At 67.7% G+C, this 25,406-nt stretch carries 20 protein-coding genes and 1 tRNA gene; 11 read left to right on the forward strand and 10 right to left on the reverse strand.

Going from position 1 to position 25,406, the window contains the following annotated elements; translation table 11 throughout:
• Nucleotide 1: 1 nt before the first annotated feature.
• The 7 genes from BMZ69_RS12815 (at nt 2) to BMZ69_RS32370 (ending at nt 12,434) form a co-directional block, all read left to right on the forward strand.
• Nucleotides 2–2,698, forward strand: a complete 2,697-nt coding sequence (locus BMZ69_RS12815) for a nitrate reductase (RefSeq protein WP_092157024.1) — start codon at nt 2–4, stop codon at nt 2,696–2,698.
• Nucleotides 2,699–2,727: 29 nt separating this feature from the next.
• A complete protein-coding gene (gene ntrB, locus BMZ69_RS12820) occupies nt 2,728–3,633 on the forward strand; it encodes a nitrate ABC transporter permease (protein WP_092157025.1) in 906 nt (301 codons plus the stop codon).
• Between the two features lie 11 nt (nt 3,634–3,644).
• On the forward strand, nt 3,645–4,442 hold the full coding sequence (locus tag BMZ69_RS12825; RefSeq protein WP_092157026.1) for an ABC transporter ATP-binding protein: 798 nt from the start codon (nt 3,645–3,647) through the stop codon (nt 4,440–4,442).
• 190 nt (nt 4,443–4,632) lie between these two features.
• Nucleotides 4,633–6,432, forward strand: coding sequence for a NirA family protein (locus tag BMZ69_RS12830; protein WP_092157027.1), 1,800 nt, complete (start codon nt 4,633–4,635; stop codon nt 6,430–6,432).
• Nucleotides 6,429–8,012, forward strand: a complete 1,584-nt coding sequence (locus BMZ69_RS12835) for a sulfite reductase subunit alpha (RefSeq protein WP_092157028.1) — start codon at nt 6,429–6,431, stop codon at nt 8,010–8,012. The genes BMZ69_RS12830 and BMZ69_RS12835 overlap by 4 nt, the downstream gene beginning before the upstream one ends.
• A gap of 274 nt (nt 8,013–8,286) precedes the next feature.
• Nucleotides 8,287–12,282 (forward strand): Pls/PosA family non-ribosomal peptide synthetase, encoded by a 3,996-nt coding sequence (locus tag BMZ69_RS12840; RefSeq protein ID WP_092157029.1) that lies wholly within the window; start codon nt 8,287–8,289, stop codon nt 12,280–12,282.
• Between the two features lie 29 nt (nt 12,283–12,311).
• On the forward strand, nt 12,312–12,434 hold the full coding sequence (locus BMZ69_RS32370) for a hypothetical protein (RefSeq protein ID WP_280142090.1): 123 nt from the start codon (nt 12,312–12,314) through the stop codon (nt 12,432–12,434).
• Here the strand turns inward: BMZ69_RS32370 and BMZ69_RS12845 are convergent.
• Together BMZ69_RS12845 and glpK are read right to left on the reverse strand one after the other, a co-directional pair.
• Nucleotides 12,420–12,493 (reverse strand) — tRNA-Gln (locus BMZ69_RS12845). The two genes, BMZ69_RS32370 and BMZ69_RS12845, sit on opposite strands and share 15 nt — an antisense overlap.
• 264 nt (nt 12,494–12,757) lie before the next feature.
• Nucleotides 12,758–14,260, reverse strand: a complete 1,503-nt coding sequence (gene glpK / locus BMZ69_RS12850; protein WP_092157030.1) for a glycerol kinase GlpK — start codon at nt 14,258–14,260, stop codon at nt 12,758–12,760.
• 234 nt (nt 14,261–14,494) lie between these two features.
• Here glpK and BMZ69_RS12855 point away from each other — a divergent pair, with 234 nt between their 5' ends.
• Both BMZ69_RS12855 and BMZ69_RS12860 read left to right on the forward strand, forming a co-directional pair.
• Nucleotides 14,495–15,595 carry a Ppx/GppA phosphatase family protein gene (locus BMZ69_RS12855; RefSeq protein WP_244543347.1) on the forward strand — a complete coding sequence of 367 codons (1,101 nt, stop codon included), beginning with the start codon at nt 14,495–14,497 and terminating at the stop codon, nt 15,593–15,595.
• A complete protein-coding gene (locus BMZ69_RS12860; protein WP_092157031.1) occupies nt 15,592–16,308 on the forward strand; it encodes an RlmE family RNA methyltransferase in 717 nt (238 codons plus the stop codon). The genes BMZ69_RS12855 and BMZ69_RS12860 overlap by 4 nt, the downstream gene beginning before the upstream one ends.
• A gap of 5 nt (nt 16,309–16,313) precedes the next feature.
• On the opposite strand, the gene BMZ69_RS12865 is transcribed toward BMZ69_RS12860, so the two are convergent.
• Genes BMZ69_RS12865 through BMZ69_RS12875 form a run of 3 tightly spaced genes read right to left on the reverse strand, consistent with a single transcriptional unit; the run spans nt 16,314 to nt 19,238 of the window.
• Nucleotides 16,314–16,991, reverse strand: coding sequence for an ABC transporter ATP-binding protein (locus BMZ69_RS12865; protein WP_092157032.1), 678 nt, complete (start codon nt 16,989–16,991; stop codon nt 16,314–16,316).
• Nucleotides 16,988–18,235: an ABC transporter permease gene (locus BMZ69_RS12870; RefSeq protein ID WP_092157033.1), complete on the reverse strand. Its 1,248-nt coding sequence runs from the start codon at nt 18,233–18,235 to the stop codon at nt 16,988–16,990. The genes BMZ69_RS12865 and BMZ69_RS12870 overlap by 4 nt, the downstream gene beginning before the upstream one ends.
• Nucleotides 18,236–18,239: 4 nt before the next feature.
• Nucleotides 18,240–19,238, reverse strand: coding sequence for an efflux RND transporter periplasmic adaptor subunit (locus BMZ69_RS12875; protein ID WP_244543348.1), 999 nt, complete (start codon nt 19,236–19,238; stop codon nt 18,240–18,242).
• 158 nt (nt 19,239–19,396) lie between these two features.
• On the opposite strand from BMZ69_RS12875, the gene BMZ69_RS12880 reads away from it, so the two are divergent.
• Nucleotides 19,397–20,086, forward strand: a complete 690-nt coding sequence (locus BMZ69_RS12880; protein WP_092157035.1) for a TetR/AcrR family transcriptional regulator — start codon at nt 19,397–19,399, stop codon at nt 20,084–20,086.
• 6 nt (nt 20,087–20,092) lie between these two features.
• On the opposite strand, the gene BMZ69_RS12885 is transcribed toward BMZ69_RS12880, so the two are convergent.
• The 4 genes from BMZ69_RS12885 to dctP all read right to left on the reverse strand — a co-directional run bounded on the left by BMZ69_RS12885 (nt 20,093) and on the right by dctP (nt 23,448).
• Entirely contained in the window at nt 20,093–20,533 is a 441-nt protein-coding gene (locus BMZ69_RS12885; RefSeq protein WP_175506785.1) for a type II 3-dehydroquinate dehydratase, read from the reverse strand.
• 17 nt (nt 20,534–20,550) lie between these two features.
• Entirely contained in the window at nt 20,551–21,846 is a 1,296-nt protein-coding gene (locus BMZ69_RS12890) for a TRAP transporter large permease (RefSeq protein WP_092157037.1), read from the reverse strand.
• On the reverse strand, nt 21,843–22,361 hold the full coding sequence (locus BMZ69_RS12895; protein WP_092157038.1) for a TRAP transporter small permease: 519 nt from the start codon (nt 22,359–22,361) through the stop codon (nt 21,843–21,845). The genes BMZ69_RS12890 and BMZ69_RS12895 overlap by 4 nt, the downstream gene beginning before the upstream one ends.
• A gap of 103 nt (nt 22,362–22,464) precedes the next feature.
• The gene (gene dctP / locus BMZ69_RS12900; RefSeq protein ID WP_092157039.1) at nt 22,465–23,448 is read right to left on the reverse strand and encodes a TRAP transporter substrate-binding protein DctP; all 984 of its coding nucleotides are present in this window, start codon (nt 23,446–23,448) and stop codon (nt 22,465–22,467) included.
• Nucleotides 23,449–23,625: 177 nt separating this feature from the next.
• Here dctP and BMZ69_RS12905 point away from each other — a divergent pair, with 177 nt between their 5' ends.
• Nucleotides 23,626–24,300, forward strand: coding sequence for a GntR family transcriptional regulator (locus BMZ69_RS12905; RefSeq protein ID WP_092157040.1), 675 nt, complete (start codon nt 23,626–23,628; stop codon nt 24,298–24,300).
• A gap of 71 nt (nt 24,301–24,371) precedes the next feature.
• On the opposite strand, the gene glpX is transcribed toward BMZ69_RS12905, so the two are convergent.
• Complete coding sequence (gene glpX / locus BMZ69_RS12910) at nt 24,372–25,370, reverse strand: class II fructose-bisphosphatase (protein WP_092157041.1); 999 nt, start codon at nt 25,368–25,370, stop codon at nt 24,372–24,374.
• Nucleotides 25,371–25,406 lie beyond the last annotated feature (36 nt).

A 25,406-nucleotide genomic window follows, 5' to 3' on the forward strand; every position in this document is an offset into this window, starting at 1 on the left:
CATGCGCCACGACGCCCCGCTTGCCGGCCCGGTTCCGACACGCACGACCTGCCCCTATTGCGGGGTCGGCTGCGGCGTGCTGGCGACGCCGGACGGCAAGGGCGGCGCGGCGATCGCCGGTGATCCCGATCACCCGGCCAATCGCGGCCGGCTCTGCTCCAAGGGCTCGGCACTCGGCGAGACGCTCGGCCTGCGCACCCGTGTGCTGCATCCGCTGAAGCGCAATGCGCGCGGCGCCTATGACCGCGTATCGTGGGACGAGGCGCTGGACGGGGTCGCCGCCGGGCTGAAGGCGATCATCGAACGCGATGGTCCCGAGGCAGTCGCCTTCTACCTCTCCGGCCAGCTCCTGACCGAGGATTATTACGTCGCCAACAAGCTGATGAAGGGCTTCATCGGCTCGCCGCATGTCGACACCAATTCGCGGCTCTGCATGGCCTCGACCGTCGCTGGCCAGCGCCGCGTCCTTGGCTCGGATACCGTGCCCGGCTGCTATGAGGACCTCGACAGCGCCGACCTGATCGTGCTGGTCGGCTCCAACACCGCCTGGTGCCACCCGATCCTGTTCCGCCGCATCCAGCAGAACCGGGCCGGGCGCGGCGCAAAGGTCGTCGTGATCGATCCGCGCGTCACCGCGACTGCCGAGGATGCCGACCTCGTCCTGCCGCTGAAGCCGGGCTCAGACAGCGCGCTCTTCGCCGGCCTGCTCGTCCATCTCGCCGATACTGGTTTGCTCGACCTTGGCTATATCGAGCGTCATGTCACCGGTTTCGATGCCGCGCTCGCCAATGTCCGCGAGATCGCGCCGGACCTCGCCGCCGTCGCAAGCCTGACCGGCCTGTCCGAGACCGACATCGCCAGCTTCTACGCACTCTGGGCTGGGACGCCTGCCGTCGTCACCGCCTGGAGTCAGGGCGTCAACCAGTCGGCGCAGGGCACCGACAAGGTCGCGGCGATCCTGCATTGCCATCTCGCTACTGGCCGGATCGGGCGGCCCGGCTGCGGCCCCTTCTCGCTGACCGGCCAGCCCAACGCCATGGGAGGGCGCGAGGTCGGCGGACTCGCCAACATGCTCGCCGCCCATATGGGGTATTCGTCCGCCGAGATCGACCGGGTCCGCCGCTTCTGGCGCGCGCCGCGCATGGCTCAGGCCGAAGGCCTCAAGGCCGTCGCCATGATGGACGCAGTCGCGGACGGCCGCATTAAGGCGATGTGGGTGATGGCGACTAACCCGGCCGTCTCGCTGCCGCGTGCCGATGCGGTCCAGGCGTCGCTGCGCGGGCTCGATCTCTTCATCGTTTCCGAGAACGTGATCTCCAACGACACGCTCGCCGCCGGCCCGCATTACATCCTGCCGGCCGCCGCCTGGGGCGAGAAGGACGGCACCGTCACCAATTCCGAGCGCCGCATCTCGCGCCAGCGCGGCTTCCTGGCCCTGCCGGGCGAGGTGAAGCCGGATTGGTGGATCATCTGCGAGGTTGCCGAACGCCTCGGCTTCGAAGAGGCGTTCGACTATGCCGGCCCGCATGAGATCTATGCCGAGCACGCGGCACTCTCGGCCCTCGAGAACGAAGGCAGCCGCGATTTCGACATCGGCGCCCATGCCGAGCTGACGCGCTGGGCGTATGACGAGCTCGCGCCGGTGCAATGGCCGGTCCCGGTCGGCAAGCCAGAGGGAACCGCGCGGCTTTTCGCCGAAGGCGGCTTCTTCGCCGCCGACAGCAAGGCGAAGCTGCAGCCGCTCGCTGTGCCGGCGCTCGCAGCCGCGACCAGCGAAGCCTTCCCGCTGCTGCTCAATACCGGCCGGGTCCGCGATCACTGGCACACGCTGACCCGCACCGGCCTCAGCGCCCGGCTCTCCGGCCATATCGCCGAGCCGACCGTGCTGGTGCATCCGGACGATGCGGCGCGCTTCGGCCTTGCCGAGAAGGGCTTCGCCCGGATCGCCACAACCCATGGCGCTGTCATCCTGAAGGTCGCACTCGATCCGGGTGCGCAGCCGGGCTCCCTCTTTGCTCCGATCCACTGGTCAGCGGAGAACGCCTCCGGCGCCCGTGTCGGGGCCGCTGTCCAGCCTCTTGTCGATCCATTCTCCGGCCAGCCCGAACTAAAGGCGACCCCGGCCGCCATCGCACCGGTCTTCTTCCGCTCGCGCGGCTTCCTCCTCGGCGCCGAAGACTTGGTGCTGCCCAAGGGGAGCTGGTGGACGCAGGTCGCGGTCGAGGGCGGGCGGGGCCGGCTCTTCGCGACGCAGGCCGATGCTACCGAGATCATGCAGCTCGCCCGCGCGGCCTTCGGCATCGAGGGGCTGCTCGAAATGGTCGATGCCGACAACGGGCTCTATCGCTGCGCCCTGATCCGCGACGGCCGGCTCGCCGCCGCCCTCTTCCTCGGGCCGGATCATGACGCGCCAGTCTGGGATGCGGTCAAGCTCGCCTTCGCCAGCAGTGAGGTCGATCCACACCAGCGTCTCGCGCTCCTGTCCGGCCGCAGCCTCGACGGCGCCGCCGACCGGGGCCCGACCGTCTGCGCCTGCTTCGGCGTTGGGCTGAATGCGATCAGAGCCGCCTTTGCCGAGGGCGCGAGCGTCACGGTCGAGGAGATCGGCCGCAAGCTGAAAGCCGGCACGAATTGCGGTTCGTGCCTCCCCGAAATTCGCCGCATCGGCGCGCAAGCCCGCGTCGAGGTGCCGGCATGAACGCACCGATCGATCATGGGAGAGACGGAATGGGTCAGCCTGCCTTGAAGGACGCCGGCGCCGGCGCAAAGGTCGTCGCCTTGCCGGCCGCCGCCGCGGTGGTGGCGTTGCCTCGGGCGACGGGAAAGCCGCTGAGCGAGACGCTCGCGCCGCTGGCGAAGTCGGTGCTGGTCACAGTGCTGCCGCCGCTCGTCACGATCGCCCTCATCCTGCTGTTCTGGCAGATCGCCGCCTCCGGCCCGCAATCCTCGCTGCCGCCGCCGAGCAAAATCTGGGAAGAAGCGAGGGACCTGATCACCGAGCCGTTCTACTGGGCCGGCTCGCAGGATATCGGCCTCGGCTGGCGCATCCTGGTCTCGCTCCAGCGCGTCGCCATCGGCTTCAGCCTCGCCGCCATCGTCGGTGTCCTGCTGGGGGCGCTCGTCGGCCAGTCGGTCTGGGCGATGCGGGGCCTCGACCCGGTCTTCCAGGTGCTGCGCACGGTGCCGCCGCTCGCCTGGCTGCCGCTCTCGCTGGCGGCGTTCCGCGACAGCCAGCCCTCGGCGATCTTCGTGATCTTCATCACCGCGATCTGGCCGGTGATCATCAACACCGCCGTCGGCATCCGCAATATCCCGCAGGACTATCGCAATGTCGCGCAGGTGCTGCGGCTGAACCAGGTCGAGTTCTTCTTCAAGATCATGGTGCCTTCGGCGGCGCCCTACATCTTCACCGGCCTTCGGATCGGTGTCGGCCTGTCCTGGCTCGCCATCGTCGCGGCGGAGATGCTGACCGGCGGCGTCGGCATCGGCTTCTTCATCTGGGATGCGTGGAACTCCTCGCGCCTGTCCGACATCATCGTGGCGCTCGTCTATATCGGCGTGGTCGGCTTCGTGCTCGACCGCCTCGTCGCCTTCATCGGCGCGATCGTCACCCGCGGCACCGCGGCGCAGTGAGGAGCGCGACCATGACAAGCGCCTATCTCAAGATCGACCATGTCGAGAAGACTTTCCAGCGCGGCTCAGCGACGACCAATGTGCTGAAGGATGTCAGCCTCGTCATCGACAAGGGCGAATACGTCTCGATCATCGGCCATTCCGGCTGCGGCAAGTCGACCTTGCTCAACATCGTCGCCGGTCTGACGCCGGTGACGGAGGGCGCCGTGCTGCTTGAGGGCAAGGAGGTCAATGCGCCCGGTCCCGAGCGCGCCGTGGTCTTCCAGAACCATTCGCTGCTGCCCTGGCTCTCGGTCTACGACAATGTCGCGCTTGCGGTGAACAAGGTCTTCGGCCGTACCAAAAGCAAGACCGAGCGGCATGACTGGATCATGCACAATCTCGACCTCGTCCAGATGGGCCACGCCAAGGACAAGCGCCCGAGCGAGATCTCCGGCGGCATGAAGCAGCGCGTCGGCATCGCCCGCGGCCTCGCCATGGAGCCGAAGATCCTGCTGCTCGACGAGCCCTTCGGCGCGCTCGACGCGCTGACCCGCGCCCATCTGCAGGATTCGATCATGCAGATCCACGCCACGCTCGGGAACACGATGATCATGATCACCCATGACGTCGACGAGGCCGTGCTGCTCTCGGACCGGATCGTGATGATGACCAACGGCCCGTCCGCCCGCATCGGCGAGGTGCTCGACGTCCGGCTCGAGCGCCCGCGCAAGCGGCTCGAGCTGGTCTCGGACCGCACCTACATCGCCGCGCGCGAAGCGGTGCTGAAATTCCTCTACGAGCGGCACAGATTCGTGGAGGCCGCGTGATGGCGCTCCCTTTGGAGGGCGCAGCGCCAGACGAACCCTTCTCCCCTCGGGGGAGAAGGTGGCGCGTAGCGCCGGATGAGGGCAGCGCCGCGGCTTCTTCGGTTCAGGTTTCACAGGCGGCCCGGCCCTCATCCGTCAGCGCTTCGCGCTGCCACCTTCTCCCCCGAGGGGAGAAGGAAGAGGTTCGCCCATGAGCAACGATTTCTCCCCCGAGCAGAAGCGCTATCTCGAAGGCTTCATGAGCGGCCTGCAATCGGCTCGCGCTGCGCGTGGCCTCGGCCCGCTCGGCGGAGCCGACGGCGGCTCCGGCAATGCGGCACCGTCCGGGCCTGACAGGGAGCATGTGCAGGCGCAAGCGAAGACCGTCGCCAGGGGGGCCAAGCTGGTCGATCAGGAGAAGTGGAAGGCGGCCGAGCATCCCTTCGACGCCTATGCCCGCTTCAAGTCACAGGCGTCGTCGGGGACTTATCCGAAGCCGGAGGATAATTTCCGGTGGCGCTATCACGGCCTGTTCTATGTCGCCCCGGCGCAGGACAGCTATATGTGCCGCCTGCGCATCCCGAACGGCATCCTCAAGGCCTGGCAATTCGCGGGAGTAGCCGACATCGCCGAGCGCCTCGGCGGCGGCTACAGCCACGTCACCACCCGCGCCAATCTCCAGGTCCGCGAGATCAAGGCCGAAAACGCACCGCTGCTGCTCGAAGGCCTCGCCGATCTCGGCCTTACCGCCAAGGGCTCGGGCGCCGACAACATCCGCAACGTCACGGGCTCGGCGACGGCCGGCATCGACCCGCTCGAACTTTTGGACACGCGTCCGCACGCCCGTGCTTGGCATCACCACATCCTCAACGATCGCTCGCTCTACGGGCTGCCGCGCAAGTTCAACGTCGCCTTCGACGGCGCCGGCTCCGTAGCGACGCTGGAGGACACCAACGATATCGGCTTTCAGGCGATCGAGATCGGCGAAGGAGCGTCATTTGAAGCGCAGCCGGTCGAGCCGGGCATCTGGTACCGGCTCGCGCTCGGCGGCATCACCGGCCATCACGACCTTGCCCGTGACACCGGCGTCATCGTCGCGCCGTCCGATACGGTTGCGGTCGCCGATGCGATCGTGCGTGTTTTTATCGCCAATGGCGACCGCACCAACCGCAACAAGGCGCGCCTGAAATACGTGCTCGACGCCTGGGGCTTCGACAAGTTCCTCGCCGCCGTCGAGGAGACGCTCGGCCGTCGGCTGGTCCGGGTCGACGCCGCCTTCGTCAAGCCGCGGCCAGTCTATGACCGCCTCGCCCATATCGGCGTGCACCCACAGCTTCAGCCGGGCCTCAACTGGATCGGCGTCGCGCTGCCGGTCGGCAAGCTCACAGTCGCGCAGATGCGGACCATCGCGGCGATCGCGCAGCAATGCGGCGACGGCGATATCCGCCTCACCGTCTGGCAGAACCTGCTGATCTCCGGCGTGCCGAACGCCAGGGTCGACGACGTCATCGCCAACCTGAAGGCGACCGGCCTCTCGGCCGAGACCTCGCTGCTCCGCGCCGGCCTGATTGCCTGCACCGGCGCGACCGGCTGCAAGTTTGCTGCCGCCCACACCAAGGAGGATGCGCTCGCCATCGCCGCCCATTGCGAGCCGCGGATCACGCTGGAGCAGCCGGTGAACATCCACCTGACCGGCTGCCATCATTCCTGCGCCCAGCATTATATCGGCGATCTCGGCCTGATCGGCGCCAAGGTGTCGGTGAACGAGGAGGGCGATACCGTGCCGGGCTACGACCTCCTGGTCGGCGGCGGCTATGGCGTCGATGGCGGCATGGCCCGGCCCTTCCGCGAAAAGGTCAAGGCAGAGGACGCGCCGGCTCTGGTCGAGGCGATCCTGCGGACCTGGCAGACCCATCGCGCTGCGCCCGATGAAAGCTTCGTCGCCTTCGCCCGCCGCCACGAGATCGCGGCGCTGCAGGCGCTGGTCGCTGAGACGGGAGAAGCGGCATGACCGTGCAGACGCCGAACCCGATCGTTCAGGTCCTGCCGGAGACCGCGCCCTTCAGCGAGGAGCAGCGCTCCTGGCTCAACGGCTTCTTCGCCGGTCTGCTCTCGCTCGACAATGCCGGCGTCACCGCTTTGTCGCCGGCGGAGAATGCAGCGGTTATGGGCGATGCGGATGACGGCGCGCCCTGGCACGATCCGGCCATGGCGATCGCCGACCGCATGCAGCTCGCTGAAGGCAGGCCGCTGCCGCGCAGGCTCTTTGCCGCCATGGCCCAGCAGGATTGCGGCCAGTGCGGCTATGTCTGCGAGACCTATTCGGCCGCGATCGCCGAGGGCAAGGAAGGCCGGCTCAATCTCTGCGCCCCCGGCGGCAAGGAGACGCTGCGCCAGCTCAAGGCGCTCATGGATGAAGGAGGCGCTGCCCCTGCGACTGCGCCAGTCGAGGCCACGCCCGCCGCTCCCGCCGGCCCGCTCGGCCGCTGCCGCGAGAACCCGGCGCTTGCCACCTTCCTGTCGCGCCGCAAGCTCAATGGCGAGGGCTCGGAGAAGGAGACCTGGCATGTCGAGTTCGACCTGAGCGAAAGCGGGCTCGACTACATCGTCGGCGACGCCTTCGGCATCGTCGCGCAGAACGATCCGCGCCTCGTCGATGCGGTGATCGCCCTGCTCGGCGCGCGGCCCGACGCCGATCTCGGCGGCAAGGCCTTGCGCGAAAAACTGCTGGCCGATTGCGCGCTCGGGCCCGCTCCGGATGCGCTGTTCCAGCTGATCTCCTATGTCACCGGCGGCGAGACCCGCCAGAAGGCCAAGCGCCTCGCGGCAGGCGAGGACCCGGATGGCGATCTCGACCGGCTCGACGTGCTCGGCACGCTGCACAAGTTTTCCGGTGCACGGCTCTCGCCCGAGGCCTTCGTCGAGGCGCTCGACCCGCTGCAGCCGCGGCTCTACTCGATCTCGTCCTCGTTCAACGCCACGCCCGGCCGCATCTCGCTGACCGTCGATACGGTCCGCTACAAGATCGGCAGCCGTCCGCGCTGGGGCGTCGCATCCACCTTCCTCGGCGAGCGTGTCCAGCCCGGCGACAAGGTACCGGTCTATGTTCAGCGCGCCCATGGCTTCGGCTTGCCGGCGAACCCGGAGACGCCGGTGATCATGTGCGGCCCCGGTACCGGCATCGCGCCCTTCCGCGCCTTCCTGCACGACCGCAAGGCGACTGGTGCCAAGGGGAAGAACTGGCTCTTCTTCGGCCATCAGCGCCGCGCCTCGGACTTCTTCTACGAGGACGAACTCAATGCGATGAAGCAGGAGGGTGTGCTCACTGGCCTCACCCTCGCCTGGTCGCGCGACGGCAAGGACAAGATCTACGTCCAGGATCGCATGCGCGAGCGCGGCGCCGAGCTCTTCGCCTGGCTGGAACAGGGCGCGCACTTCTATGTCTGCGGCGATGCCAAACGCATGGCCAAGGATGTCGAACGAGCCATGGTCGACGTCGTCGCCGAGCACGGCATGCTCTCGGCCGACGAGGCTGTCGCCTATGTCGCGGCGCTGAAGAAGGCAGGGCGCTACCAGGCCGACGTCTACTAAAGCATTTTTGAGCGAAGTGGACACCGGTTCGCGTAAAGAAAATGCGATAAAACAAGGGCCTAGAGCGATTTCGCGATGCGAAGAATTGCGGAAATGTTCTAGAGATTTGGTTTCCCACGCGCTCTACGCCTGAGTGTACTCGGCGCCTGCTCGGCTTTCGCGCGGGAACAACCCGTCGCAACGTCCTAACGCAATCTACATCTCTCGCCGCTTAAAGATCCGGGTCTCGCTCGGGCGGTTCAGCCTTGCGGTGTCTGGTTGGGGGAAGCGGATCATGCACGCCATCGTCGGGCGCGGTGCCGGAAAGCTCGCGGGTGCCGTGGAGCCGTCGCTCCTGCGCGACGAACTGCTCGGCGAGATCTTCGAGGCTTCGGCCAGGCGGACTCCCGACCACATTGCCATCATCTTCGGCGCCGAGCGTATCAGCTATGCCGAGCTCGACGCCCGCGCCGACAAGGTGTCGCGCGCGTTGCGGGCGCGCGGCGTCGCGGCCGGCGTCTTCGTCGGCCTGTGGATGTCCCGCTCGCTCGACCTGCATGTCGCGCTGCTCGGCATCCTCAAGGCCGGCGCGGCCTATATCCCCTTCGATGCCGACGCTCCGCCTGAGCGCATCGGCGAATGCCTCGCCGATTGCGCGGCGCAGGTCATCGTCATCGACGACGCCACCCGCGCCAGGCTCGACCGGGACTTGCCGGCCGAGGCCGTGAGCTGCCGCGAGCTGATCGCTGCCGGCGCCGATGCTCCACCGGTCGACCCGCGCGCCGATGGCGTGACGCCGGCGAGCCCGGCCTATGCGATCTACACCTCGGGTTCGACCGGCAAGCCCAAGGGCATCGTCATCGCCCACAGCAACATCTGCCACTATCTGCGCTCGTCTAACCTCGTCTATGGCATGGCGGCGGACGACGTTTCCTTCCAGGGCGCCTCGGTCGCCTTCGATCTCTCGCTGGAGGAGATTTTCGTCCCCTATCTCGTCGGCGCGACGCTCTGGGTCGCCTCGGCGCAGGTGCTGGGCGAAGTCGAGCGGCTGCCTTCCTTGATGGCCGAGGCCGGCATCACCGTGCTCGACACCGTGCCGACGCTGCTCGCGATGATGCCGCAGGACATTCCGAGCCTGCGCATCATCATCCTCGGCGGCGAGGCCTGCCCGCCCGCCGTCCGCCAGCGCTGGTGCCGGCCGGGCCGCAAGGTCTTCAACTCCTACGGGCCGACCGAGGCCACCGTCGTCGCCACCGTCGACGAGGTCACGCCGGACGAGGCGGTGACCATCGGCGTGCCGATCCCGAACTACACCTGCTATGTCGTCGACGAGGAGATGCGAATCGTCGGCCCCGGCACCGAGGGCGAATTGCTGATCGGCGGCCCCGGCGTCGCCGCCGGCTATCTCGGCCGCCCCGAGCTCACCGCCGAGAAATTCATCGCCAACCCCTTCGGCGGCGACGGCAGCGACCCGGTGCTCTATCGCTCGGGCGATGCCGTCAGCGTCTCCGAGAAGGGCAAGATCCTCTTCCACGGCCGCATCGACGATCAGGTCAAGCTGCGCGGCTTCCGGCTCGAGCTCGGCGAGATCGAGGCGAGGCTCTGCGACCTGCCCGGCATCTCGCAGGCGACCGTGGTGCTGCGCCGCGACGACGGCATCGACCGGCTCGTCGCCTTCGTGGTGCCGGAGGCCGGGAGCGCCTTCGACCGTGCCGCCGTGCGCGCCGCGCTGAAGGAGACCCTGCCGCCCTATATGGTGCCCTCGCATTTCGAGGAGATGGCGAGCCTGCCGCGCCTGACCTCGGGCAAGGCCGACCGCAAGGCGCTGAAGGCGGCGCCGCTGACGCTGGCGGCCTCGACCGAGGAGCAGGAGGAGCCGCAGAGCGCGACCGAAGCGGCTTTGCTCGACGCCGCCAAGCCGCTCTTCCCGGGCCAAACGATCGGGTTCGAGGCCGATTTCTTCGCCGATCTCGGCGGCCATTCGCTGCTGGCCGCCACGTTCCTCGCCGGCGTGCGCGCCAATCCCGCCTTGCCGAGCGTCACGCTGGAGGACGTCTACAGCCTGCGCACCCTGCGCGCGATCGCCGCCCGGCTCGACGAGCGCGAGCAGGCCAATGCAGGCAGGCCGGCGCGCGATCTGTCCTTCGAGCCGCCGCCGCTGCGCCGTCGCCTGCTCTGCGGGCTCGCGCAGCTCGCCTGCATGCCGATGCTGCTGCTGGCGCTGACCGGGCCCTGGCTCACGATCTACGTGATCTATGAGCTGATCACCTCGGACGGGCGCATCGAGCTGCGCGAAATCCTGATGATGATGGGCATCTATGCGCTCGTCACGCTGTCGGTCATGCTCGCCGGCATCGTCGGCAAGCGGCTGGTGCTCTGGCGCACGCAGCCGGGCCGCTATCCGCTCTGGGGCGTCTATTTCTTCCGCTGGTGGCTTGCCCGCCAGTTCACCTCGATGATCCATCTCGGGCTGATGCAGGGCACGCCGCTGGCGAGCCTCGCCATGCGCCTGCTCGGCGCCAAAGTCGGCAAGGGCGTCTTCGTCAGCGGCTTCGAGGCCGGCGCGATCGACCTTCTGGAGATCGGCGACGATGTCACGCTCGGCGGCAAGCTCAGCCTCGCCAATGCCGAGGTGATCGGCAACGAGCTGGTGATCGGCACGATCACGATCGGCAAGGACGCCTATATCGGCACGTCCTGCGCCATCGGCCACGACACGGTGATCGGCGAAGGCGCCGAGCTCGCCGACCTGACCGCGCTCGCCGCCGGCAGCCGCGTCGGCGCCTTCAAGCATTGGGACGGCTCGCCCGGCCGCCATATCGGCACGGTCGATCCTGCCGCCTGGCCGCAGCCGGCACCGAAACCCTCGCTGCCGGTCCGGGCGCTGCAGGGCGTCTTTTTTGCCGCCATGCTGGTGCTGATGCCGGCGCTGGCGCTGCTGCCGATCTTCCCGGCCTTCGTCATCCTCGACCGGTTCGACGGGCCGCTGCAGGAGCTGGTCGGCATCGATTACCGCTGGGTCCTGCCGGTCATCGCCTGGCCGACTGCGATGGTGCTGATGCTCGGCACCGTCCTGTTCGTCACCGCGATCCGCTGGCTGGTGCAGCCGCGCTCGATCGAGGGCACGCATGCCATCGCCTCCGGCTACGGCCTGCGCAAATGGACCGTGGGCCTCGCCTCGGAAGTGATGCTCCAGAGCCTGTCCTCGTTGTTCTCGACCATCTATATGCGGCTCTGGTACCGGATGATGGGCGCGAAGATCGGCAAGGACACCGAGATCGCCACCAATTTCGCCGGTCGCTACGACATGATCGAGATCGGCGATCGCTGCTTCGTCGCCGACGAGGTCGTGCTCGGCGACGAAGACGTCCGCCGCGGCTGGATGACGGCCAAGCCGGTGCGCACGGGCGACCAGGTCTTCATCGGCAATGATGCGGTGGTGCCGCCCGGCGCCTTCCTGCCATCAGGCTCGCTGCTCGGCATCAAGTCGAAGCCGCCGGCCGATGTCGCGATGCAGCCCGGCGAGACCCGTTTCGGCAGCCCGCCGATCCTCTTGCCCTCGCGCCAGCGCTTCGACGATGCCGACATCGCAAAAACCTTCCGGCCGCCGCTCTGGCGCCGCATCCTGCGTGCCGTCTTCGAACTGTTCAGCGCCTCGATGCCGACGATGATGTTCATCACCATCGGCACCATCACCGCCGAGCTCTTCCTCTTCCCCGCCCTTGAAAGCGCCCGAGGCTGGGGCGAGTTCGCCCCGGTCTTCATCGCCTGCGCGGTCGGCACCTCGATCGCCCTGGCGAGCGCCGTGCTGCTGGTGAAATGGCTGCTGATGGGCGTCTACCGGCCCGGAAATCGCGGCCTCTGGTCGTGGTGGGCGCTGCGCACCGAGGCGATGACGACGCTCTATTGGGGCACTGCCGGCGCGATCCTGCTCAATGCGCTGCGCGGCACGCCGATGTTGCCCTGGGTGATGCGCCTGTTCGGCGTGAAGATCGGCCAGGGCGTCTATCTCGACTCGACCGACATCACCGAGTTCGACTGCGTCAGCATCGGCGACCATGCCGCGATCAACGCCACCGCCAATCTCCAGACCCATCTCTTCGAGGACCGGGTGATGAAGGTCGGCCACATCGAGATCGGCCGCGGCTGCGTCCTCGGCGCGCTGACCACGGTGCTCTACGACACCCGCGTCGGCGACCACGCCCGGCTCGGCCTGCTCACCATCGTCATGAAGGGCGAGGCGATTCCGGCAGGGACCGAATGGGCCGGCGCGCCCGCAGCGCCGGCGTGAGGGGATAGCGTTCAGCGGAAGCACCTGGCATGGCCAGCCTTGTCGGGCAGGCCTCGCTCGGCTTCGTGATTGCGTTGATCAACGCAGGTTTGGACAGCGCTGCCAAACGGCGCCTCAAAATCAACCACTTCAGGAAGTGGCTGGGGGACTAGGATTCGAACCTAGACAACCAGAGTCAGAGTCTGGGGTCCTACCGTTAGACGATCCCCCAACGGGCGCGTTGTCTGCGACGCGTCGGATGGCGGCGATCTAAACAACCTCGCGCCCGGTTGCAAGCCTTCTGTGACGATTTCGACATGCAAGGCGTTCACGGCGCCTTGCATGACGCCTCGGGAGCGTCGCCAACGCCGTGCCCCACGGTGTCTGCACCGCGGAAACATCTCAGTGTCCGTTTGAAACTCAGCCCTCATCCTGAGGAGCGATCTTAGGATCGCGTTTCGAAGGATGAGGGCTCAAGGAGGTTCCGAACAAACTTTCAGCCCACAGTGAGCGTCCGCCTGACCGCGTCGCGCCAGCCGGCGACGTGGTTGCGGCGGGTCTCCTCGGCGAGGCTAGGGGAGAATCGCCGCTCCAGCCGCCAGCGATCGGCGAACTGCGTCGGCTCCGGCAGCAGGCCGGCGTCGAGGCCGGCGAGATAGGCGGCGCCCAGCGCGGTGGTCTCCAGTACCTGCGGCCGGTCGACCGGGGCGGCGAGGATGTCGGCGAGGCGCTGCATCGTCCAGTCGGAGGCGACCATGCCGCCATCGACGCGCAGCACCGTCTCGGCGCCATCCGCCTCCGGCCAGTCGGAGCGCATCGCCTCGAGCAAATCGAGCGTCTGGAAGCAGACCGAATCGAGCGCAGCGCGGGCGAATTCGCGCGGGCCGGTGTTGCGGGTCAGGCCGAACATGGCGCCGCGGGCATTGGCGTCCCAATGCGGCGCGCCGAGGCCGGTGAAGGCCGGGACCAGATAGACCTGCTGGCCAGGATCGGCATTGGCCGCGAGCGGGCCGCTGTCGGAGGCCTTCTCGATGATGCCGAGCCCGTCACGCAGCCATTGCACGGCGGCGCCGGCGATGAAGATCGAGCCTTCGAGCGCGTAGTGGCGCACGCCCTTGAGCTGGTAGGCGATGGTCGAGAGCAGGCGATTCTGCGAGGTGACGGCCCTGGTGCCGGTGTTGAGCAGCGCGAAGCAGCCGGTGCCATAGGTCGATTTCAGCATGCCGGGCTCGAAGCAGGCCTGGCCGACGGTCGCCGCCTGCTGGTCGCCGGCGATGCCACGAATCGCGATCGCGCCGCCGAGCAGTCCGGGCTCGCTGTCGCCGAAATGGGCGGCGCAGTCGCGGACGTCAGGCAGCATCGCGGCGGGAATGTCGAGCAGCGCCAGCAGTTCCTCGTCCCAACGCCCCTTATGGATATCGAACAGCATGGTGCGCGAGGCGTTGGTCGCGTCTGTGGCATGGACGCGCCCGCCGGTCAGGCGCCAGAGCAGGAAGCTGTCGACCGTGCCGAAGGCGAGCTCGCCGCGGCGTGCTCGTTCACGGGCGCCGGGGACGTGGTCGAGGATCCAGGCGATCTTGGTGCCGGAGAAATAGGGATCGATGCGCAGCCCGGTGCGCTCGGTGACGAGCCTACCGTGTCCCTCCGCCTCCAGCGCTGCGCAGCGCTCGGCGGTGCGCCTGTCCTGCCAGACGATGGCGCGGTGGATCGCCTGACCGGTCTTGCGATCCCAGACCAGAGTCGTCTCGCGCTGGTTGGTGATGCCGATCGCCGCGACCTCCCCTGCCCGCGCCTCGGCGCGCGCCAACGCCTGCCGGCAGACCGAGAGCGTGCTCTCCCAGAGATCCTCGGCCTCGTGCTCGACCCAGCCCGAAGCGGGATAATGCTGCGGGAATTCCTGCTGGGCGCTGGCGACCGGCTGCAGGTTCTCGTCGAACAGGATGGCGCGGGAAGACGTCGTGCCCTGGTCGATCGCCAGAATCATGCGCCGCGCCGCCATGCCGTTTCTCCCGATTGGTCGCCGCCGGTTTCAAAAGGCCGGCCGGAACCGAGCTTTGCAGTGAAGATTGGGCTCACGCAAGCACAGCGGAGGCCCGCCGCAGTTTCGCCACAGGTTCTGCTTGGCAGGGGCCGCGTGCTGTTGTTACGCTGCCCTTCGAATGGAAACGTTCCAGTGTCGTGCTGGACTGTCGGCAGGCCACGATGACGGCCCTGACCGGCGAAGGGTTAGCAAGTGACGGTCGAAGACCGCCAGGACTCCGACCGCCCCCTCGTGGCGGCGGTCCCACTACCGGGCGAGCGGCCCGCGCCGCCGGACGCGGCTCGGTTTGCTCCGGCCCCGTTCCAGCGCCCTCCCCCGACGACTTATGCCGCGCTCGATCTCGGCACCAATAACTGCCGCCTGTTGATCGCGCGGCCGGCGCAGCATGGCTTTCGTGTCGTCGACGCCTTCTCGCGGATCGTGCGGCTCGGCGAGGGCCTCGGTGCCAGCGGCCGGCTCTGCGACGACGCGATGGACCGCGCCGTCGAGGCGCTCAAGGTCTGCAAGAGCAAGATGGACCATCGCGGCGTCACCCGCGCCCGCCTGATCACCACCGAGGCCTGCCGGGCGGCGACCAATGGCGTCGAGTTCGTCCGCCGCGTCGGCGAGGAAGCGCGATTGAACCTCGAGATCGTCGACCAGCGCACGGAAGCCTCGCTCGCCGTCACCGGCTGTGCCGCGCTGGCGGCGCCCGAGGCCGGCGCGGTGATCGTCTTCGACATCGGCGGCGGCTCGACCGAGATCGTCTGGCTCGGCGGGCGCGAGGCCGGGCGCGACCCGGCCCAGCGCATCCGCGAATGGGCCTCGCTGCCGATCGGCGTCGTCTCGGTGGCGGAGCGCTATGGCGGCGTCGAGGTCGGGCGCGAAAAATTCGAGCGCATGGTCACCGATTGCAGCGAGGCGCTCGCGCCCTTCGCCGCCAAGGCGGCGGCGGCGCGCGAGGCACCGAATTTCCATCTGCTCGGCACCTCCGGCACGGTCACGACCGTCGCCGGAATCCATCTGCGGCTGCCGCGCTACGACCGGCGCCAGGTCGACGGGCTGTGGATGCAGGATGGCGACATCTGCAGCGTCATCGACGAGCTCGTCGAGATGGACTATGCCCAGCGCCAGGCCAATGCCTGCATCGGCCGCGAGCGGGCCGATCTGGTGCTCGCCGGCTGCGCCATCTTCGAGGCAATCCGGCGCGCCTTCCCGAGCCCGAAGGTGCGCATCGCCGATCGCGGCCTGCGCGAGGGCATCCTGCTCAGGATGATGCATGAGGACCGCGCCTGGTGGCGCCGAAGGCAATGACGACGACGAAATCCGGCGGTGGCGCACGCGACCTGCGCATAAAGGTCAAGAAGCCCGCCAAGCGCAGCCATTCCTCGCAGCTCTGGCTCGAGCGCCAGCTCAACGACCCCTATGTGAAGCGGGCGCGCGAAATGGGCTATCGCTCGCGCGCGGCCTTCAAGCTCGCCGAGATGGACGAGCGCTACAAGTTCCTGAAGCCCGGCCAGAAGCTGGTCGATCTCGGCTGCGCGCCGGGCGGCTGGTGCCAGGTCGCCGGCGCCAAGGTCGGGCTCGACAAGGGCAAGGGCAAGATCATCGGCATCGACCTCCTGCCGGTCGACCCGATCCCGCATGTCGAGCTGATCCAGCTCGACTTCATGGCGGAGGAAGCCCCTGCCCTGCTGATGGAGAAGCTCGGCGGCAAGGCCGACGGGGTCATGTCCGACATGGCCGCCAACACCACCGGCCACAAGAAGACCGACCATCTCAGGATCATCGGCCTCGCCGAAGCGGCAATCGAGTTCGCCAATGACGTGCTGGCGCCGGGCGGCTTCTTCCTGGCCAAGCTGTTCCAGGGCGGCGATTCGGCCAATCTGCTGGCGCAGCTCAAGCGCGACTTCACCCTCGTGCGAAACATCAAGCCGGCGGCGAGCCGAGCCGATTCGTCAGAACTCTACGTGCTGGCGACCGGTTTCCGGCGGAAACCCGAAGCCGAGTTGGACGCGGAAGACTGATCGTCTCAGCTCTCGGCCAGCCGGCCATCGACCAGATGGATACGGCGGCTCGCCTTGGCGGCCATCTCTGTATCGTGGGTCACCGCGATCACCGTCTTGCCGCGCTCGCGCACCAGCGCATCGAGAATCGAAAAGACCTGCTCGGAACTCCGGCTGTCGAGGCTGCCAGTCGGCTCATCGGCGAGGATCAGCGGCGGGTCGTTGGCGAGCGAACGGGCGACGGCAACACGCTGGCGCTGGCCGCCCGAGAGCTGGTCGGGCCGCTTGTCGAGATGGTCGTGAAGACCGAGCGCGCTCAGCAGCTCGGTCGAACGATCGCGCATGGCGACGGTACCGAGCCGGCCGAGGCGGCGCATCGGGATCTCGACATTCTCCCGCACCGTGAATTCCGGCAGCAGGAAGTGGAACTGGAAGACGAAGCCGAGCGTGCCCAGCCGGATCGCCGCGCGCTCGCGTTCAGTCAATCCGGCGGTATCCCGGCCCTCGATCGCGAGCGTGCCGCTGGTCGGCCGGTCGAGCAGACCGAGCAGATAGAGCAGCGAGGATTTGCCCGAGCCGGAGGGGCCGGTGATGGCGACGAACTCGCCCGCCCCGATCGCCAGCGTGATGTCCTGAACCAGCGTCACCGGCACGGCGGCGGGCAGGACGCGGGTCACCCCCTGTGTTTCAATCAACGGGCTCATGTCGCGCCCCGGATGATGTCGACCGGGTTGAGCCGCGCCGCCTGCCTTGCCGGCAGGTAGCCGGCGATACCAGCCGAGACGAGGGCGAAGCCCGCGGCGATCAAATAGTGCCAGATGCTCCAGGCCAGCGGCAGGCGGGTGATCTCCTGCGCGACATTGGCGCCCGACAATTCGAAGCGGACCAGCGAGAGCGCGAAGCAGAGGAGGAAGCCGACCGCCCAGCCGACCAGCGAGCCGCCGGCGCCGAGCGCCAGCCCTTCGAGCAGGAAGAGGCGGCGCATATCGGTCTCAGTGAAGCCGAGCGACTTCAGGATGGCGATGTCGCGCGCCTTCTCATGGGTGATGGTCGAGATGATGTTGAAGATGCCGAAGCCGGCCACCAGCAGGATCGCGCCGACGACTGTGTACATGATCACATTGCGGATCACGAGCGCCTCGAGCAGCGACTCGTTCGCCTCCTGCCAGGCCATCGCCTTGTAGCCGAGCTGCGCCTCGGCCCGGCGCGCCACCTGCGGCGCGGCGTTGGGGTCGTCGAGCTTCAGCCTGATCTCGTTGATCGCGTTGGGGCGCTCGCTGAGGATCTGGGCGTTCTTGAGCAGGACATAGCCCTCGCCCTCGTCGCGGGCGGTGGTGCCGGTGTGGAACAGGCCGACGATCTTGAAGGCGCGGCTCTGGCCGGTCGAGGAGACGACGGTCACCGTGGTGCCGAGATCGGCGCCGAGGCGCTGCGCCAGCCGGTCGCCGACGACGATGTTGTTGCCGCCGGCGATCAGCGAGGTGAAGCTGCCCTGGCGGAAATCCTTGGCGAGCGAGGAGACCTTCATCTCCGCCTGCGGCTCGATGCCGATGATGGCGATGCCGACATCGCGGCCGGAATAGCGCACCACGCCTTGCGTCTTCAGGCTGAGCGCCAGCCGCCCCGGCACCCAGGCCCGCAGCATCGCGACGGCCTCGGTCGGGTTGAGGATGCCGCGCCGGTCGTCCTTCGGCCGCAGGCCGGCGATCTGGACCGCGGCAAAGGCGTCCTGCGCCGGCTGGCGGCGGGCATTCCGGTACTCGTCGGTGATGTCGACATGCGGCATCGTGTCGACGAGGCGGGCGACGAAATCATCCTCGCCGCCCTGCATCAGCGAGGCCATCGCGATCGAGAAGCCGACGCCGAGCGCGACGCCGACGATCGCGACCAGGGTCTGCCGGCCGCGGCCGCTGATATGCGTCAGGGCCAAAGCGAGGATCAGCCGCATGGCTTCAGCCTCCTGCCGGCGCAACCCGGGCGCCGTCGCCGAGCTTGTCGGGATAGGGCATGACGACCCGCGCCTCTTCCGTCAGCCCCGAAAGCACCTCGACATCGCCGGTGCCGCGAATACCGATCGCGAGCTCGCGGCGGCGGGCGCGGTCGCCGTCGACGACGAAGACGGCATTGCCCTGCACGGCGGCGACCGGCAGCAGCAGGGCCTCCTTCGCCACCCGCACGATGATGTTGAGCTCGACCGTCATGCCGATCAGCAGGGGCGTATCGTCCGGCAGAGCGAGGTAGACGCGATAGGTCTTGGCAACGGGATCGCCCTTGGGCGTGATGCTGTCGACGGTGCCCTCCAGCGTCCGGCCGGGGAAGGCGTCGGCCCGGATCAGGGCGCGCTGGCCGGGCTTGACCTGGGGGATATCCTCCTCGTTGACCTCGGCGACGACGCGCAGCGGCCTGGCCTCGCCGATCCAGAACAGGACGGTGCCGGGCTCGGCGATCTCGCCGACCTCGCCGTCGCGGCGCAGCACCGTGCCGCGCATCGGGGCGCGCAGCACATAGTTTTCGAGGCGCGCGATCTGGCCGGCGATCAGCGCCGAGGCCTGCCCCATCTCGCTGCGGGCACGGTCGAGCGCCTGCTGGCTCCCGACATTGCGCTCGACCAGAACCGCTAGCCGGTCATGCTCGGCGGTGGCGAGCTTCTGGCGGGCCTTGAGCTCGGCGAGGGTCGCCTCGGCCTGCACGCTGTCGAGGCGAGCGAGGACATGCCCCTGCTCCACGCGCTGGCCCTCACAATCGCAGCGCTCGACGATTCGCTCGCGCACCAGCGCCGTGACCTTGGCCCAGTTGCGCGGCTCGACCGTGCCGGTGGCGTAGACGATCTCGGCGGCATCGCCGCGCCGGGCTGCGACCGTCGCGACTGCGGCAGGCTTGGCCAGGAACCAATAGGCGCCGCCAGCGGCGGCGATGGCCGCGGCGGCAAGAAGAAGACGAGAGAACTTCACGACATCCCCCGCAGGAGGCATCACGCCGGCCTGCCCTGCTCGCGATCATCGCGAGTCGGACGCGTTGCGCCGGCAGCGTCTTGCGCGCACAATCGCGAAAGACCGACCGTCGGTCATTTTACAGACCGACGGTCGGTCGTCAAGAGAAAGCGTGTTGGATGCCCCGTATCGTGAAGTCCGCGGATGATCGCAGAAACCAGATCCTCGACGGCGCCCAGGCGCTGTTCTTCGAGCGCGGCTACGAGCGGACGACGGTCAACGACGTGATCGCCAAGGTCGGCATCTCGAAGGGCGGCTTCTACCACCACTTCTCGGCCAAGGAGGATCTGCTGGAGGGGATCACCGCCCGGCTGGCGCAGGACGCCGTCGCGCGCGTCCGCGACATCCTCGACGACCCCGCGCTCGGCGCACTCGAACGCTTGAACGCTTTCCTCGCCCGCTCACGCCAGATGAAGCGCGAGGACGCGCCGAAGCTGCGCGCCGCCTTCGACGTCATCTTCCGGCCCGAGAACCTCCTGCTCTACCACAGGATCAACGCCGCCTCGATCGCGGTGATGCGGCCGGTGCTGACCCGCATCATCGTCGAAGGCACGGCGGAAGGCGTGTTCGCGGTGCCCGAGCCTGAGGCGGCCGCGGACATCATCCTGCATATCGGCGCGAGCACGCACGACATCATGGCGCGCACAATCACCGCATCGGGCACGGCCGAGGAGGATGCGGCGATCGACGAGCTCGACCGGCGCCTACACTTTTACGGCATCGCAGTCGACCGCATCCTCGGCCTGCCCGACGGCAGTGTCCCCTTCGTCGAACCCGGTTTCACGCGCGCCGTGATGACAGCGCGCTGATTGGTATCAGCCGGCGCGGCCCGCAAGGTCGATCGCCGCCTTCACCGCGACCGCGTAGCCCTGCGGCCCCAGCCCGGCGATGACCGCCGTCGCGGCGAGCGAGACATAGGATTTGTGGTAGTGCGGCTCGCGGCGGTGGATGTTCGAGATGTGGAGCTCGACGATCGGCCCCGGGAACATCTTCAGAGCGTCGAGGATCGCGATCGAGGTGAAGGAATAGGCGGCGGGGTTGATGATGATCGCGGCGCCCTGGTCGATCGCCTCGTGAATCCAGTCGATCAGCTCGTATTCGCGATTGCTCTGGCGGAAGACGATCTCGCGCCCGCCGGCAGCCTCAACGCACATCGTCTCGACCTCGGCGAGCGTGGTGGAGCCATAGATCTGCGGCTCGCGCGTGCCGAGCCGGTTCAGATTGGGGCCGTTGAGGACATAGATCGGCTTGCTCACGGGTCGGTCCTCTCCTGTCAGCCCTGGTAGCCCATCAGGCGCGGCAGCCAGAGCACGAGGCTTGGGAAGAAGGTGATCAGCGCCAGCGCGACCAGCATGGCGCCAAGGAAGGGCATGCATTCGCGCACGATCTGGCGCAGCGGCACCTCGGCGATATTGGTCATGATGAAGAGCAGGAGACCGTAGGGCGGCGTGATCAGGCCGAGCATGATGTTGACGATCACGACAACGCCGAAATGCACCATGTCGATGCCGAGCGCCTTGGCGGTCGGGATCAGCACGGGAACGACGATCAGCAGGATCGCGGTGCCCTCGAGCAAACAGCCGAGGATCAGCAGCAGCAGATTGACCAGGATGAGGAAGCCGAGCGGCGACAGGTTCCAGCCGGCCAGCAACACGCGCAGGCTGTCGGGAATGTTCTCGATGGTGACGACGTAGTTGAAGACCAGCGCGCCGGCGATCAGCATTCCGATCGAGGCGGTGGTGCGGGCGCTGTAGGCGAGCGAACCGTAAAAGGTGCGGAAGCTGACGCTGCGATAGAGCAGCACCGAGACGGCGAGCGCATAGGCCGCGGCGACGGCGGCGGCCTCGGTCGGCGTCGTCGCACCGCCATAGATGCCGCCGAGCAGCACGACCGGCATCATCAGCGCCGGAAGGGCCCGCCAGGTGATGCCCGGCCATTGCCGCAACGGGATCGGCGGCTCGACCGGGAAATTACGCCGCCTGGCGGCCGAGGCGACGATCGTCATCTGCGCCAGCGCCATCAGCAGGCCCGGGATGACGCCGCCGAGGAAGAGGAAGCCGATCGAGGCGTCGGAGACCAGCGCGTAGAGCACCATAGGGATCGAGGGCGGGATGATCGGCCCGATCACCGAGGACGCGGCGGTCAGCGCCGCGGCGAAGGCCGGCGGGTACCGGCCATCCCTGGTCATCATCGCCTGCATCATCCGCCCGGTGCCGGCGGCGTCGGCGATGGCCGAGCCCGACATGCCGGCGAAGATCAGGCTCTGGAGGACGTTGACCTGGGCGAGCCCGCCCCTGAAGCGGCCGACCAGCGCATCGCAGAAGCGCAGCAGCCGCTCGGTCATCGAGCCGATGTTCATCAGCTCGGCCGCCAGGATGAAGAGCGGTACGGCGAGGATGACGTAGTTGGTGTACATGCCGTTGAGCAGCTGCTCGGCGGCGATCGAGAGGTCCTGCCCGGCGACGAGGAGGTAGAGGATCGAGCCGGCAATCATGGCATGGCCGATCGGCAAACCGAGCAGCGAGAGCGTGACGATGGCGAGGATGGCGAGGGAGAACGGCGTGCTCATACGCCCGAGCCCGCCTTGGTCGGATCGAAGGCCTCAGGCGCCTTGCCGCGCAAGGCGCTGAAGCCGAGCCAGAGATAGCGGATGATCGCGCCGACCGCGAAGGCGATGTAGATCGCGTAGACCCAGTTGAACGGCAGCTTCAGGTATGCGGTGCGCTCGACCTTCATGAAGGCGACGTAGTCGGCCATCGCCGGCAGCGAGATCACATAGAGCACGACGAGCGCGGACGCGGTGATCAGCGCCATCACGCGGCGCGGGCCGGGCCCGACCGCGCCATAGATGATGTCGAAGCGGATCTCCTCGCTCTCGCGCAGGACGAAGCCGGCGCCGAACAGCACGAGCCAGAGCCAGAGGATGACGCTGATCTCGTGCGTCCAGCCGATCGGGAAGTTGAGCAGATAGCGGAAGACGATCTGCACCAGGAAGACGAGGAACATCGCGCCAAGCATCAGCGCGAGCAGGTTCTCGGCCCGGCGCGCCATGAAGGCGCCGAAGGCTTTCAGCGAGTTCGGCATCGCCCCTCCGATGAAATTCGGCCCGCCGGCCCCTCCCGCGGCGGGCCACGCCAAGCCCCGAAGGACCAGCGCTAGACCTCGGTCGCTGCCGCGTAGCGATACGCTAGAGCGCGTTGATCTTGTCGAGCATGCCGGGCACCCAGCCCTTGGCCAGCTCGGATTCCAGGTATTTCTTCTGCGCGAAGTCGCGGAAGGCCTTGAGATCGGGCGTATAGACCTCGAGCCCCTGCTTCTTGAAGAAATCGACCAGCTCGGCCTCCTTGGCGAGATGCTCCTTGGTGCTCCAGTCGATGGCGGCATCAGCCGCGGCCTGGAAGGCGGCCTGCTTCTTCGCATCCATCCCGTCCCAGACGCGCTTGGTGACGCAGAGCAGGTCGAAGCCGACGAGATGCGAGGTCAGCACGATCTGCGAGGAGACCTCGTAGAACTTCATGTTCTGGACGTTGGGCAGCGGGTTGTCCTGCCCGTCGATCGCGCCGCTCTGCAGGCCGGTATAGACCTCGGCATAGGCCATCGGCGTCGGATTGGCGCCGAGCGACTGGCCGAGGAACTGCCAGGCGTCGCCGCCGGGCATGCGCAGCTTGACGCCGGCGAGATCGGCCGGGGTGCTGACCTTCTTCTTCGGCTTCAAGCCGACCTGGCGGGCGCCGAAATAGGTCGGCCCGAGGATTTTGATGTTGAGCTTGTCCTCGGCCATCTTCTTGAGGTCGGCGCCAACCGGGCTGGCGAAGACCTTCTTGAGATGGTCGGCGTCGCGGAAGAGATAGGCCGAGGTGACGATCGACCAGGCCGGGATCTGGTTCGAGACGTCCTGCGGCGCGATGTTCCCCATTTCGAGGTTGTTGCGCTGCATGGCGACCAGCTCGGTGCCCTGCTTGAACAGGTTGCCCCCGTAATAGGGTTGCAGCGTGAAGTCGTCCTTGATGGCCTCGCCGAAGCGCTTCATCATCTCGGCGCGGATGTCCTGCTCCGAGAACACCGCCGAGAAGCGCAGATTGGGCTTGGCCTGCGCGAAGGCCACACCGCCCGTCAGTGCGAGTGCGCCACCGGCCGCGAGCAGTGTGCGCCTGTCAATTCCCTGTTTCATGCCGTTCCTCCCTGCGGGTTGGCCCCGCTTCATGGCAGACCATGCCCAACGGCGATTCAGCAATCAACTGGTATTTTTATTTTCCTCTGATGATTTTGATTTCACCAGAGCAATTGTGCCCTCCCTGCTCCGCGGCTAAGCTTGCACCGCCAGCCGCAGTTCCGGACGGATCCACGCATGTTGAATTACGCGCCACCGACCGCCTCGATCGGAGAGCTCGCCTATCGCCGCATCCGGGCGGACATCGTCTTCGGGCGGCTCGCGCCGGCGCAGCGGCTCAAGCTCGACGATCTGCGCGAGACCTACGGGACCAGCATCAGCACGTTGCGCGAGATCCTGAACCGGCTCTCCTCGGAGGGTTTGGTCGAGGCCGAGGGCCAGAAGGGCTTCATGGTCGCGCCGGTCTCGGCCAGGAACCTCAGCGAGATCGCCGCGCTACGCCTGCTGCTGGAGGGACATGCCCTCGCCCAGTCCTTCGCCGCCGGCGACATGGAATGGGAGGGCCGCGTCGTCGCCGCCCATCACAAGCTGGCGCTGATGGAAAAGCGCATGCTCGACAATGACCGGGCCGATCCCGAGCTCTGGAAGCGCTATGACTGGGAGTTCCATCACGCACTGATCTCGGCCTGCGGCTCGCAGGTGCTGATGGAGACGCACGCCTCGGTCTATGACCGCTATCTGCGCTACCAGATGGTCGCCGTGATCTTCCGCGGCGAAATCGCGGCGCAGGAGCACCAGATCCTGCTCGACTGCGCCATGCGCCGCGACATCGTGCGCGCAAACGACGTGCTGACGACGCATATCAACGCCTGCGTCGAGCACACGCTCGCCGGCGACCGGCTGCAGGACTGAGCGAGCCGATAAAAGAAGGCCCGCCCCGCGTCTCGGCGGAACGGGCCTGCCTGTCACAATGAGCTATGCGCTCAGTCGAGCTTGAACTTCGAGAGCTCGCGGTGCTCGCCATAGATGCGGCGGACCGTGCCGGTGATCGAGCGGTAGACGATCGTCTCGGTCTCGATCACCTCGGGCCCGAAGCGCACGCCCGAGAGCATGCCGCCATCGGTGACGCCGGTGGCGCAGACGATGACGTCGCCCGAGGCCATCTCGGCCATGTCGTACTTCTTGTTCGGGTCCTTGACGCCCATCGTCGCGGCGCGTTTGCGCTTCTCCTCGGTGTCGAGGATCAGGCGGCCCTGCATCTGGCCGCCGACGCAGCGCAGCGCCGCCGCGGCGAGCACACCTTCCGGCGCGCCGCCGATGCCGAGATAGAGGTCGATGCCGGTCTTCTCCGGCTCCGTGCAGAAGATCACGCCGGCGACGTCGCCATCGGTGATCAGGCGGATCGAGGCGCCGGTCTTGCGGACCTCGGCAATCAGCTTCTCGTGGCGCGGCCGATCCATGATCAGCGTGTTGATCTCGTGCGGCTTCACGCCCTTGGCGCGGGCCAGCGCGTTGATGTTGTCGGCGGCCGAGGCGTCGAGATCGACGATCCCCTGCGGATAGCCGGGACCGATGGCGATCTTGTTCATGTAGACGTCGGGGGCGTAGAGCAGCTGGCCGGCGCCAGCCATCGCCATCACCGCGATCGAACCCGGCATGTCCTTGGCGCAAAGCGTCGTGCCCTCGAGCGGGTCGACGGCGATGTGGACCTTGGGACCCTGCTTGTTGCCGACCTTCTCGCCGATGAAGAGCATCGGCGCCTCGTCGCGCTCGCCCTCGCCGATAACGATCTCGCCGTCGATCGGCAGGCGGTTGAGCTCGCGCCGCATCGCATCGACCGCGGCCTGGTCGGCGGCCTTCTCGTCACCATGGCCGCGCAGGCGGGCGGCGGCGACGGCGGCGCGCTCGGTGACACGCACCAGCTCCATCGAGAGATAGCGCTCGATGATCTGGTCGGGCGAGATGCGGAGGTCTTCGGACATGGGGACTCCCTAGCGCAATGTGCGGGTGGGCAAGGT

Source organism: Allobosea sp. CRIB-10 (assembly GCF_900112185.1).
GTDB lineage: Bacteria > Pseudomonadota > Alphaproteobacteria > Rhizobiales > Beijerinckiaceae > Allobosea.

Coding starts and splice junctions, on each gene's coding strand:
- BMZ69_RS12865 (WP_092157032.1), bottom strand. CDS start 16,991: ATGAGCCCGTTGATTGAAACACAGGGGGTGACCCGCGTCCTGCCCGCC.
- glpK (WP_092157030.1), bottom strand. CDS start 14,260: ATGGCGGCGCGGCGCATGATTCTGGCGATCGACCAGGGCACGACGTCT.
- BMZ69_RS12825 (WP_092157026.1), top strand. CDS start 3,645: ATGACAAGCGCCTATCTCAAGATCGACCATGTCGAGAAGACTTTCCAG.
- glpX (WP_092157041.1), bottom strand. CDS start 25,370: ATGTCCGAAGACCTCCGCATCTCGCCCGACCAGATCATCGAGCGCTAT.
- BMZ69_RS12895 (WP_092157038.1), bottom strand. CDS start 22,361: ATGCCGAACTCGCTGAAAGCCTTCGGCGCCTTCATGGCGCGCCGGGCC.
- BMZ69_RS12905 (WP_092157040.1), top strand. CDS start 23,626: ATGTTGAATTACGCGCCACCGACCGCCTCGATCGGAGAGCTCGCCTAT.
- BMZ69_RS12840 (WP_092157029.1), top strand. CDS start 8,287: ATGCACGCCATCGTCGGGCGCGGTGCCGGAAAGCTCGCGGGTGCCGTG.
- BMZ69_RS12890 (WP_092157037.1), bottom strand. CDS start 21,846: ATGAGCACGCCGTTCTCCCTCGCCATCCTCGCCATCGTCACGCTCTCG.
- ntrB (WP_092157025.1), top strand. CDS start 2,728: ATGGGTCAGCCTGCCTTGAAGGACGCCGGCGCCGGCGCAAAGGTCGTC.
- BMZ69_RS12815 (WP_092157024.1), top strand. CDS start 2: ATGCGCCACGACGCCCCGCTTGCCGGCCCGGTTCCGACACGCACGACC.
- BMZ69_RS12870 (WP_092157033.1), bottom strand. CDS start 18,235: ATGCGGCTGATCCTCGCTTTGGCCCTGACGCATATCAGCGGCCGCGGC.
- BMZ69_RS12860 (WP_092157031.1), top strand. CDS start 15,592: ATGACGACGACGAAATCCGGCGGTGGCGCACGCGACCTGCGCATAAAG.
- BMZ69_RS12880 (WP_092157035.1), top strand. CDS start 19,397: ATGCCCCGTATCGTGAAGTCCGCGGATGATCGCAGAAACCAGATCCTC.
- BMZ69_RS32370 (WP_280142090.1), top strand. CDS start 12,312: ATGGCCAGCCTTGTCGGGCAGGCCTCGCTCGGCTTCGTGATTGCGTTG.
- dctP (WP_092157039.1), bottom strand. CDS start 23,448: ATGAAACAGGGAATTGACAGGCGCACACTGCTCGCGGCCGGTGGCGCA.
- BMZ69_RS12830 (WP_092157027.1), top strand. CDS start 4,633: ATGAGCAACGATTTCTCCCCCGAGCAGAAGCGCTATCTCGAAGGCTTC.
- BMZ69_RS12835 (WP_092157028.1), top strand. CDS start 6,429: ATGACCGTGCAGACGCCGAACCCGATCGTTCAGGTCCTGCCGGAGACC.